At 71.5% G+C, this 10,953-nt stretch carries 12 protein-coding genes and 1 pseudogene; 3 read left to right on the forward strand and 10 right to left on the reverse strand.

All coding sequences use genetic code 11. The features are described from left to right. Nucleotides 1-38: 38 nt before the first annotated feature. A complete protein-coding gene (locus OEY_RS0106560) occupies nucleotides 39-827 on the reverse strand; it encodes a LytR/AlgR family response regulator transcription factor (protein WP_010593096.1) in 789 nt (262 codons plus the stop codon). A gap of 88 nt (nucleotides 828-915) precedes the next feature. After that, nucleotides 916-2,133, reverse strand: a complete 1,218-nt coding sequence (locus tag OEY_RS0106565; protein ID WP_026137457.1) for a sensor histidine kinase — start codon at nucleotides 2,131-2,133, stop codon at nucleotides 916-918. Nucleotides 2,134-2,307: 174 nt separating this feature from the next. On the opposite strand from OEY_RS0106565, the gene OEY_RS0106570 reads away from it, so the two are divergent. After that, a complete protein-coding gene (locus tag OEY_RS0106570; protein ID WP_010593098.1) occupies nucleotides 2,308-2,817 on the forward strand; it encodes a DUF4385 domain-containing protein in 510 nt (169 codons plus the stop codon). Between the two features lie 25 nt (nucleotides 2,818-2,842). On the opposite strand, the gene OEY_RS0106575 is transcribed toward OEY_RS0106570, so the two are convergent. From OEY_RS0106575 to OEY_RS0106605, 7 genes are all read right to left on the reverse strand, one after another. Then, the gene (locus OEY_RS0106575; RefSeq protein WP_010593099.1) at nucleotides 2,843-4,480 is read right to left on the reverse strand and encodes a Na+/H+ antiporter; all 1,638 of its coding nucleotides are present in this window, start codon (nucleotides 4,478-4,480) and stop codon (nucleotides 2,843-2,845) included. A 94-nt stretch (nucleotides 4,481-4,574) separates the two neighbouring features. Next, complete coding sequence (locus tag OEY_RS0106580) at nucleotides 4,575-5,240, reverse strand: universal stress protein (RefSeq protein WP_225222247.1); 666 nt, start codon at nucleotides 5,238-5,240, stop codon at nucleotides 4,575-4,577. A gap of 165 nt (nucleotides 5,241-5,405) precedes the next feature. Next, complete coding sequence (locus OEY_RS0106585; RefSeq protein ID WP_010593101.1) at nucleotides 5,406-5,594, reverse strand: antitoxin; 189 nt, start codon at nucleotides 5,592-5,594, stop codon at nucleotides 5,406-5,408. An 89-nt stretch (nucleotides 5,595-5,683) separates the two neighbouring features. Further along, on the reverse strand, nucleotides 5,684-5,902 hold the full coding sequence (locus tag OEY_RS0106590) for an antitoxin (protein WP_225222245.1): 219 nt from the start codon (nucleotides 5,900-5,902) through the stop codon (nucleotides 5,684-5,686). A gap of 155 nt (nucleotides 5,903-6,057) precedes the next feature. Next, on the reverse strand, nucleotides 6,058-6,342 hold the full coding sequence (locus OEY_RS0106595; RefSeq protein WP_010593103.1) for an antitoxin: 285 nt from the start codon (nucleotides 6,340-6,342) through the stop codon (nucleotides 6,058-6,060). A gap of 126 nt (nucleotides 6,343-6,468) precedes the next feature. Further along, a complete protein-coding gene (locus tag OEY_RS0106600; RefSeq protein ID WP_010593104.1) occupies nucleotides 6,469-8,946 on the reverse strand; it encodes an HAD-IC family P-type ATPase in 2,478 nt (825 codons plus the stop codon). A 64-nt stretch (nucleotides 8,947-9,010) separates the two neighbouring features. Next, nucleotides 9,011-9,376, reverse strand: a complete 366-nt coding sequence (locus tag OEY_RS0106605) for a YybH family protein (RefSeq protein ID WP_010593105.1) — start codon at nucleotides 9,374-9,376, stop codon at nucleotides 9,011-9,013. A gap of 98 nt (nucleotides 9,377-9,474) precedes the next feature. On the opposite strand from OEY_RS0106605, the gene OEY_RS0106610 reads away from it, so the two are divergent. Further along, on the forward strand, nucleotides 9,475-10,398 hold the full coding sequence (locus OEY_RS0106610) for a LysR family transcriptional regulator (RefSeq protein ID WP_010593106.1): 924 nt from the start codon (nucleotides 9,475-9,477) through the stop codon (nucleotides 10,396-10,398). 51 nt (nucleotides 10,399-10,449) lie between these two features. Next, on the forward strand, nucleotides 10,450-10,794 hold the full coding sequence (locus OEY_RS0106615) for a sporulation protein (protein ID WP_010593107.1): 345 nt from the start codon (nucleotides 10,450-10,452) through the stop codon (nucleotides 10,792-10,794). Between the two features lie 6 nt (nucleotides 10,795-10,800). On the opposite strand, the pseudogene OEY_RS29690 reads toward OEY_RS0106615, so the two are convergent. Then, a pseudogene (locus tag OEY_RS29690) lies at nucleotides 10,801-10,953 on the reverse strand (zinc permease); the annotation flags it as partial.

Raw genomic sequence — 10,953 nt, forward strand, 5'->3', positions numbered from 1 at the left:
GCTCCCCGAGCTGCGCGACGGTGAGCCGCCGGACGGACTCATCTGCTCGTCCAGGTCTGCATCGGGCCGCGGATCAGGCGGTCCTTGAGTTCGCGGGTGTGACGACGGCTCACCGGCAGTTCGACGGCCGGCTTGCCCTCCTCGGCGCGCAGGCACACCACGAGGCCGGAACCGACGCTGCGGATGCCGGTCACCAGGGGCAACGCCACCAGATAGGAGCGGTGCACCCGCAGGAACCCGGCGTCGGCCCAGCGGCTCTCGAGCGTGGAGATGGGGATGCGCACGAGGTGGGAGCCGGTGCCGGTGTGCAGGCGTGCGTAGTCGCCGTCGGCCTCGACCCACTGCACGGACGACCGCGGCACCAGCGTGGTCACGCCGCCGAGTTCGACGGGGATCCCCTCGTCCGAGGCCGCGGCACCCGCGGCAGCGGATTCGGTTTCGCGGGTGCGGCGGCGCTCGGCGATGCGGCGCACCGCCTCGGCGAGCCGCTCCTCGCGCAGGGGTTTGAGGAGGTAGTCGACGGCCCCGAGGTCGAACGCCGCCACCGCCCGGTCGTCGTGCGCGGTCACGAACACGACGGCGGGCGGGTTCGCGAAGTTGCGCAGGATGCCGGCGAGCTCGAGGCCGTCGAGGCCGGGCATGTTGATGTCGAGGAACACCGCGTCGATTCCGCCGTCGCGCAGCAGCCGCAGGGCGGTGGTCGCCTCGCCCGCGGTGTGGACGTGGCCGATCTCCTCGCGCCGCCGCAGCAGGTACGCGAGTTCGTCGAGGGCCGGCGGTTCGTCGTCGACGGCCAGCACGGTGAGGGTGTCGGTGGTCTCGTTCACAGCCGGTCCATCGTGCCATGCCGGACCGTCCGAGCGGAGCGGACCGGGCCACTCGCGCCCAGGGTGACCGGGTAGCGGAAGGGTCGCGTCATGCCCGGATCCCGGGACGGAACTTCGGTACCCGCATGCTGACCTTCGTCCCGGCCCCGGGGGCAGTCTCGACGACGAGGCCGTAGTCGTTGCCGAACGCCGCGCGCAGGCGGTCGTCGACGTTGGCGAGTCCCACGTGCGCCGCCTCCTTGGCGCTGGTGCGACCTTGTCCCTCGGCGACCGCATCGAGGTCGCCCGAGCGCAGGAGTTCGGGGTCCATTCCGACGCCGTCGTCCTCGACGCTGATGACGCAGTCGGTGCCCTCGTCCGCGGCGACGATGCTGATGGTGCCGGTGCGGGTGCTCTTGCCGGCGATGCCGTGCCGCACCGCGTTCTCGACGAGGGGCTGCAGGGCGAGGAACGGCAGCACCACGTTGAGGACCTCCGGCGCGACCTGCAGCCGCACCTCGAGGGCATTGCCGAAGCGGGCCCGTTCGAGCGTGAGGTAGCGGTCGATGTTGCGCAGTTCGTCGGCGAGCAGCGTGTACTCCCCGGCCGCCCGGAAGGAGTACCGGGTGAAGTCGGCGAATTCGAGGAGCAGTTCGCGGGCGCGTTCGGGGTCGGTGCGCACGAAGGACGCGACGGTGCCGAGGGCGTTGTAGATGAAGTGCGGGCTGATCTGCGCGCGCAGGGCCCGTACCTCGGCGCGGTCGAGACGGGCGCGGGAGGCGTCGAGTTCGGCGAGTTCGATCTGGCTGCAGGCGTAGCGGGCGACTTCGGTCAGCACGCCGAGCAGGGCCGGCCCGGGTTCGGTGGTCGTGACGACGCCGAGCGCGCCGACGACGCCGACACCGTCGATGACGAGCGGCTGCACGATCACGGCCCGTGCCGCCTGATCGTCGGCACCGCGCACGAGGTCGCCGTGACCGACGAGGACGCGCCGATCCTCGGCGACGGCGCGGTGGGCGGCGGCGAGCAACTGCTCGGACAGCCCCTCGAAGGGACCGCTCCACGCCAGGCAGGTGCCGTCCGCGTCGACGAGCGCGACGGAGGGTGTGCCGGTGAGGGAGCGCAGGTGCGGGGCGGCCTCCTGCGCGGACGTCGCGTCGAGGCCCCGCCGCAGCGGCCGGGCGGCGAGCGATGCGGTGTGCAGGGTGGCGTGCACGGCGCGTTCGGCGGGGGTGGTCAGGCCGCGCCGGGTGCGCAGCCACAGGGCGGCGACGCCGGCGAGGACGAGCACCGCGACGGCGAGGAGGGCGACGACCGTGCCGTTCACCGCGTCACCGGTTCCGGCCGATGCTCGCACCCGGCCGGCGGCGGAGGCGACGGGTGGACGCATGCACGGTCGAGCGGGTCGGTCATGGCTCCACGCTACGAGTTGCCGATTCGCGGCGCGGGCAGAGCACCGAAGGCGGCGCGGCGCCGAATCGGCCGTGGGAGACTCCCGGGGGTGACCGCTCGACGTGGGCCCCGCCCGTTCGACTACTCGCTCGACTACGCGAATCTCGACCTGCGTCGGCAGCCGCACCTCTACCGTGTCGGCCGCGGGGAGCAGGGCGTGCTGAAGGTCGAGCCGTACAAGTCGGAGTTGCTGCCGCACTGGCGGTTCGCGACGGTCGAGCAGGCCCGGACGAGTGCCGGCACGATCCTGACGATGTTCTTCTCGTATCTCGACGAGGGGGATTTCGTGGGCGCGGACATGGCCCGCAAGTTCCTCCAGATGGGGTACACGCGGGCACGCCGGTACGCCGCTCGTCCGGGTGGTCGCAAGTACGACGGGCCCGTCCCGCAGGACCGCCGGGGTCGCAGCGGCGCGCACGGCCGCGCGGAGCTCCCCCGGGGTCCCGAGGACGCGGAGAAGGCTGCGGCCGCAGCGGTGTTCAAGCAGGCGTGGGACCGGGCCGCGGCGGAGCCCCGGTACGTGGAACAGCGGCGGCGGCACCGGGAGCTGTACGGCTGATGGTCCACCCGTCCGGGCCGAACGGTCAGCGACGCCGACGGTTGATCCGTTCCTCCGCGGCCGCCTCCTCGATGTCGAGTCCCTCCAGCACCGTGCGCAAGGTCTCGTCGTCGAGGTCGCCGTCGTCGCGCGCAGCGATCAGAGCCTGCCGCTGGGCGCGCAGCACCGAGCGGCGGAACGTTTCGAACAGCGCCGCCGCGTGCAGCACGGACGGATCGCGCTCCCCCGCGTCCTCCGCCTGTTGCGCCTCGGCGCGGGACTGCATCGACCGGTTCACCCGGTCGAGGATGCGCTGCAGGTCGTCGGCGTCCACGCCGTCCGGTGGATTCGCCGCGAGTTCGGTGAGGTGCTGTCGTGCCGCCGCGGCCGAGATGGTGCGCGCGAGTTCAGTCTGTTGCTCGGTGTAGAGCCGCTCGTACGGGTCGGCGACGTTCAGCGCGCGGATGAGCGCCGGCATCGTGGCGCCCTGGACGAGCAGGGTGCCCACGGCTACGACGAAGGCGATCACCTGGACGATCTCGCGTCCGGGAAACGGCTCACCGGAGGCGAGGACGAACGGGATGCCGCCGGCAGCGGCGAGGGTCACGACCCCGCGCATCCCGGCCCAGGAGATGACCAGGTACTCGCGTCCGCTGAACTGATCCCGGCCCAGCCGGTCCAGCCCGATGCTCCGCGTGAGACGTCGTCGCGCCCAGTGCAGCAGCACCCACAGGGGGCGCACGGCGATCACCACGCCGAGGATCGCGAAGCCGTAGAGGAAGGCGACGTGGACGTCGAGACCGTTGTCGCGGACCTCGTCGATGACGAACTTCAGCTGCAGACCCATGTAGGCGAAGACGAACATCTCGAGCAGAATGTCGAGGCTCTCCCACACGGCCCGCTCCTGGATCCGCGTGGCCACCGACGCGTCGGTGGCGCGGTGCCCCATGTACAGCCCGGCCGCGACGACGGCGAGCACACCGGAGGCCCCGATCTCCTCGGCGGCGAGGTAGGCGGTGAACGGAAGGACCAGTCCGAGCACGGTTTCCAGCGGAGAGTCGTACATTCGGCCCCGAATCAGGTGCACCACCGTGGCAAGCAGCAGGCCGATCGCCACGCCGCCGATCACCTCGTACCCGAAGAACGCCAGCGGGGAATCCGTCGCGAACACCCGGGTGCCGGCGACCGCCGACACCGCGACGGCGAACAGTGTCAGTGCGGTCGCGTCGTTGACCAGGCCCTCACCGGTGAGCACCGCGATCACCCGCTTGGGCAGGCCGAGCTTCCGCCCTACGGCGACGGCACTGACCGCGTCGGTCGGCGCCACCACCGCACCGAGCACCAGCGCCGCCCCGAGGGTCAACTCCGGGACCAGCCAGGACGCGGAGAGCGCGACGGCGAACGCCGTCGCGAGAACCGTGAAGATGCCGAGCCGCAGGATCGGGGTGAGGTGCCTGCGGAACGTCGCGACGGAGAAGCGCAGTGCCGCGGAGTAGAGCAGAGGGGGCAGCACCACCCCGAGGATGACGTGCGGGTGGAGCTCGAGCCGCGGCATTCCGGGAATGAAGGACGCGAGCGAGCCGATGGTCACGAGGACGAGTGGGGCCTGCAGGTTGCTCCGGTTGGCGAGACCGGTGACGGCGATGGCGGCGATGACGACGAGCAGAATCCAGGTCCCGTTCACCCGTCGATTGTGACGTGGGTGGGGGTTCGACGGCGTCGGACGAGCCGGTGGCCGGGCGTAGGCGTCGTCCACGTGTGTGCGTCAGGAGTGCGCGTCAGGGGTGCGACGGGGCCTCTCGGCCGGACGGTCGCGCGGACGGCGACTCGAGTGCGTCCGGTTCGACGACGAGCACCGGCACCCGGGCGTGCTCGACGAGGTGCGCGGAGACGCTGCCCAGCAGTCGCCGCGACATGCCGCGGCCGCGTCGGCCGACGACGATCACGTCCGCCTTGCCGTCGGCGGCGTACCAGCACAGCGTCTCCCCCGGCGGCCCGGCCAGCACTTCGTGGCGGACCTCGACGCCGGTGACGTCCGCGGTTGCCGCCGCGAGCCGGCCGGACACCTCGTCCGTCGCCTCGGCGCAGTCCTCGTCCGCCGTGTCGAACGAGACCACCTGCGCCAGGCTCAGCGTGCCGAGCCGGGAACCGAAGATCGCCCGGGCCTCCCGCAGCGCCTGCTCCGCGTGGGGCGATCCGTCGAACCCGATCAGCACCCGCAGGCCGTCCGGCTCCGAGAGGACCGGCGCTGTCGGAGACTCGGGACGGGCGGAGCGTGGCTGCCGCTCGACGCGTTCGTAGGCGATCGGCACGAACAGCGGCCCCAGAGCAACCGCGATCAGGGTCCATCTCGGGTCGTGCCCGCGCCTGGCCATCCACAGACCGGTCGCCAGGCCGATCAGCACCCACACGATCAGGAAGACGACGAGAATTACCGGCCGCATCGTCCCATGGTCACACATTCCAGCCGGGAGTCCGACCTTGCGGACGAATCGGGCGATATACACACGTGCCTGCCGCGATCGCGATCCGGCAGCCATGAGGACCGGATTCGCCGTCGTGCCGACCATCCGCTGCGATCCACCTGGTCAGCACTCGGTCAGCGCGGTCTATTCGGGGCGCAGCGCCTTCCGGGCCGCGTCCTGCACCTTGTCGACCTGGCCGGCGTACTTGCCGTCGGTCTTGCGGTCCGCGAGGTCCCCGGCCTTCTCGATCGCGTCGTCGATCTTGTCGGGGTTCTGTGCCGCGAACTCCTTGCCCTTGTCGACGATCCCCTTGACCGAATCCATGAAGCCCACGTCGCATCCCTTTCGTCCGAATGAGCGAGCGGGCCCAGCCTGCCACACAGCAAGGCCGCGACCGGACGTGGGCCGTGTCCGCCGAGTCGCTATCGGACGCCGGGTCCAGGATCCGGGCCGGGCCCGTGATGTTCGGTGCCGAGGGTCTTCTTCACCGCGTCCTGCGCCTTGCCGACATGCCGGGAGTACTTGCGCGGTCCCTTGGTCCGGGCGACATCGCCGGCCTTGTCGATGGCGCGATTCACCGTGCCCGGGTTCTTCCGGGCATAGTCCTTGCCCTTGTCGACCAACCCCTTGACCGAATCCATGAATCGCATCGCAGGCTCACCCCTTCTCCGTGTGCATTCGTGGGTCGTCACCAGCGTGCCACCGGCCGAGGCGGTCGTGCCACCAGCCGAGGCGGCCGTGCCACCGGCCGAGCGGGAGACCCCCGGCCGGGATCTCCCGCCGAGCACGTGCGCACCTACGGCGTGCGCGGGCCCGGTTGCGCCTGCGGACCGGGATCCGACTCCGGCCCGGGTTGTCCGCCGGGGGCCGGCGTCGTTCCGGGGACGGGATTGTCCGCGGTACCGAGGTGCTTCTTCGCGGCGTCCTGAACCTTGTCCACGTGCTGGGCGTACTTGCCGCCCGTCCGGGCATCGGCGGCGTCGCCTGCCTTGTCGACGAACCGGTCGGCCTTGTCCGGGTTCTTCTCCGCGTAGGCCTTGCCCTTGTCGACGAGACCCTTGATGGAATCCTTCAGGCCCATCGGCCTGCTCCTTCCGCTCGGGGGATCGATGCCTCAGCGTGCCACCGCAGGCCCGATCCCAAACCTGCCGCGGCCGGGGCAGTGATCTCGTCCCCGGCCGCGGCCGGGCAGTGATCTCGTCCCCGGTCAGTGCTCGCCCGGCAACAGGTCTTCACTGGCGGCGAACAACCGACGGTGCTCACCGTGGATCCGCCCGGTCACCCACCATGAGACCTCCACGAGGACCACGCCGATCGCCCCGCACGTGAACGCCGTGACCATGGCGCCGACGTTGGAGATGTCGAGCGCGAAGAACTCGCGGACGGCCGGGAACGCGAACAGGACGACGTAGCCGAGCACCGAGCCGCCCAGCAGCACCAGTTTCCACCACACGTACGGCCGCGCCACCACGGCGAGCACCCACAACGCGATCATGATCAGGGTGATCAGCGCCGCGGTGCCGGCCTGCATCTTCTGCGCCTCGGTCTGCTCGGGCCCCGCGTACACCAGCAGGTAGCAGACGAAGGTGCTGATCCCGATGATCACACCCGACGGGATCGCCAGGCGCATCACGCGCGAGACGAATCCGGAACGGGCCCGTTCGTTGTTGGGAGCGAGCGACAGGATGAACGCGGGGACTCCGATGGTGAACCAGGCCGCGATCGTCACGTGCCGCGGCAGGAACGGATACGGCAGCGGCTCGTAGTCGAACACCTGGGACAACGCACCCGACAGTCCGACGAGGAAGGCCAGCAGCACGGAGTACACGGTCTTGGTGAGGAACAGGTTCGAGACCCGCTCGATGTTGCCGATCACCCGGCGGCCCTCGGCGACGACGTAGGGCAGGGTCGCGAACTTGTTGTCCAGCAACACGATCTGCGCGACCGCGCGGGTGGCCGGGCTCCCGGAGCCCATCGCGACCCCGATGTCGGCGTCCTTGAGCGCCAGCACGTCGTTGACCCCGTCGCCGGTCATGGCGACGGTGTGCCCGCGCGATTGCAGCGCACCGACCATCGCGCGTTTCTGGTCCGGCCGCACGCGACCGAACGTGGTGGCCGAGTCGAGGGTGTCGGCGAGCCGGTCGCGGTCCTCCGGCAGGGCGCGGGCATCGACGGGATGCTCGGCGTGCGGCAGGCCGAGCGACGTCGCGACAGCGCCGACCGAGACGGCGTTGTCGCCGGAGATGACCTTGACGTCGACGTGCTGGCTCGCGAAGTACTCGAGGGTGGGCTTGGCGTCGGGCCGCACCCGCTGTTCGAGCACGACGAGGGCCTGCGCGGTGACGGCGCCGGGGGCCTGCGGGTCGTCGACGGCCCGGTCGCATCGGCCCAGCAGCAGCACCCGCAGTCCCTGTGCGCCGAGTTCCTCCGCGCGCCGGGCCGTCGCCGAGGCCGGATCGAGAAGCACGTCGGGGGCGCCGAGCACCCAGTTGCCGTGAGTGCCGTAGGACTGGCCGCTCCACTTCTTCGCCGACGAGAACGGGGCGACGGCGGTGGCCTCTCCCCAGCCGGGGTCGTCGGGCAGGGCCTCGCGTACGGCGAGGACGCTGGCGTTGGGACGCGGATCGTCGGCCGCCATCGCCGCGAGGGCGGCACGGACGGCGGCCTCGTCGCTGCCGTCGACGCACACGAGGTCGGCCAGGCGCATGCCGTTCTCGGTGAGCGTGCCGGTCTTGTCGGCGCACACCACGTCGACGCGGGCGAGTCCCTCGATGGCCGGCAGTTCCTGCACGAGGCACTGCCGGTGACCGAGACGGATCACGCCCACGGCGAACGCGATCGACGTCATCAGTACCAGCCCCTCGGGGACCATCGGCACGAGCGCGGCGACCATGCCGCTGAGCGCGGGACCGAGGGGCTGGCCGCTCGAGAACAGCTGGTTGTAGATGATGAGCAGGCCCGCCGGAATCATCAGGTAGGTGATGAATTTCAGGATCTTGTCGATCCCGGCGCGCAGTTCCGAGTGCACGAGCGTGAACTTGCTGGCCTCCTCGGCGAGCCGGGCCGCGTACGCATCGCGGCCGACCTTCGTGGCGCGATAGGAGCCGCTGCCCGCCGCGACGAAACTGCCGGAGAGGACCCGCGCGCCGAGTTCCTTGTGCACGGGGTCGGCCTCGCCGGTGAGCAGCGATTCGTCGAGTTCAAGTCCCTCGGTCTCGACGACGACGCCGTCGACCACCGCCTGGTCGCCGGGTCCGAGTTCGATGATGTCGTCGAGCACCACGTCGTGCGGCGGCAGCTCGGCCACCACCCCGTCGCGGCGGACGAGCGGCTTGGCCTGGCTGACGATCGCGAGCCGGTCGAGGGTCCACTTGGCGCGGATCTCCTGCACGATGCCGATGGCGCTGTTGAGGATGATCAGCAGGCCGAACATGCCGTCGATGATCGATCCGGTGGCCAGGACGATGGCCAGCAGGACGCCGAGGATCGCGTTGATGCGGGTGAAGACGTTGGCGCGGACGATCTCTCCGACCGACCGCGACGCCCGGTCCGGCACGTCGTTGGTGGCGCCCCGGGCCACCCGTTCGGCGACCTGCTCGGTGGTCAGGCCCAGCGCGACGTGCCGCGCGTCGGTCGGGGGCACAGCTGCCTGGTCGGCGACCGCGGTGGGCTCCTCTGCTGCCATGGGAAACAGGCTAAGCCACCCGTTGCGATCCACCCCCACACCGTGACGCGGCTCGCGACCCGGCTCAGCGGTCCGGGCGGACGAACTCGGGCTGGTCGAGCACCCGCAGCCAGCTGCCGTCGGGCTGGCGGCGGGCCACCTGGGCCCGGGCGCCGGCGCCGTCCTTCGGCGGTGTGGCGGTCAGCGCGAGGTCACCACTGACGAGGGTCGGCAGCGACGGCTCGGGCTCGAATCGGGGCGCGTGCTCGAGCACCTGCTCCCACAGGCGGCGGATGGCCTCGCGTCCCACCGTGCGACTACCCGGCGGGTAGGCCATCACGGCGTCCTCCTCGTACAGGGCGGCGACGCCCGCCGCGTCGCCGGCGTTGGAGCGCTCGACGAACAGGCGGGTGAGATCCTCGGGCTGCCAGGCCTTCTCTGCATCGGACACGGCGATCCTCTCTACGGACGGGTGGGACTCCTCCAGCCTCCGACTCCTGCAATGAGAAGTCCAACAGATTGTTCTGATCGAAACTAGAATCCGAGCTTATGGAACTGCGGCAGCTCGCGTACTTCGTCGCGGTGGCCGAGGAGGCGAACTTCACCCGGGCCGCCCACCGCGTCCACATCAGCCAGTCCGGGATCAGCGCCCAGATCCGCCAGCTCGAGCACGACCTCGGCGCCGCCCTGTTCGACCGCTCCACCCGCGCCGCCACCCTGACCGCGGCCGGGCAGGCGGCGCTGCCGCACGCCCGGGCGGCGTTGGCCTCCGCCGCGGCCGCCCGGCAGGCTGTCGAGGAGGTGACGACCCTGATCCGGGGACGGCTGGTGGTCGGCATGGTCACCGCCTGCACCGTCACCGGGCTGTTCGACGCGCTCGCCGCGTTCCACCGCGCGCACCCGGGGGTCGAGATCACCCTCGTCGAGGATGCCTCCGACCGGCTCGTCGAGCGGGTACGTGCCGCCACCGTGGACCTCGCCCTCGTCGGCACCGCCGCCGCCCCGCCCCCGGGCCTCGAGGCGCTCACCCTCGTCAGCGAACCGATCGTCGCCGCCGTGCCGCCCGGTCACCCCCTGACCGGACGCGCACCTCTCACCCTCGCGGACGTGTGCGCCCATCCCGTCGTGTCCATGCCCCCGGGCACCGGGATCCGGACCGTGTTCGACCGGGCGTGCGCCGCCGCCGGCCTGCGCCCCGACATCGCCCTGCAGGCCAGTTCCCCTGACACCGTCGCCGACCTGGCCGCCCGTGGACTGGGCGTGGCGATCCTCAGCCGCTCGATGGCCGCGCACGTCGAGGGCCGGTTGTGCGGGCTCGCCGTGGACGACGCCACCGCGCCCGCGGTGCTGTCGCTGATCTGGTCCGATACCGGCGCGCCGGCACTGCGCGAACTCGTCCGGCACAGTCGCCGCGCCTTCGCGCTCGCAGGGACCTTGGGCACTTCCCCGGCGCCCGGTCACGGCCGAGAATGAGGGGCGCGGCCGGCCGGCCGGAGTCGAATCCACGACGGACAGGGGGCGGAAGTGAATCTCGAGGACCTGATGGCCAAGGCGCGCGACACGGTGACCGTCAAGCGCGTGTACTCGGAACCGATCGAGAAGGACGGCCTGACCGTCATCACCGCGGCCGTGGTCTCCGGCGGTGCCGGCGGCGGCGGAGGCTACTCACCCGACGGGGAGAACGGCGAAGGCGGCGGCTTCGGGGTGGGCGCTCGCCCGGTGGGCGCGTACGTCATCAGCGGCGGCAAGCTGTCGTGGCAGCCGGCCGTGGATGTCAATCGGCTGGTGCGCACCGTCGCGAGTGTGGCGATCGCCTTCTTCGTCACGCGGGCACTCGTCGAACGCAGGCGGGCCGCCGCGGCGAGCTGACGTCGCTCACAGCGTCGCGAGGACGAACGAGAGCACGAATCCCGCGGCGGTGCTCAGCGCCACCGTGGGACCGCCCTTCTCGTAGGCCTCCGGCATCAGGGTGTCGGCCAGCGAGGCCAGCACCGCGCCCGCCGCGAACGCCAACGGCAGGGGGGGCGT

The sequence above is a fragment of the Rhodococcus sp. P14 genome (assembly GCF_000256505.1).
GTDB lineage: Bacteria > Actinomycetota > Actinomycetes > Mycobacteriales > Mycobacteriaceae > Rhodococcus > Rhodococcus ruber.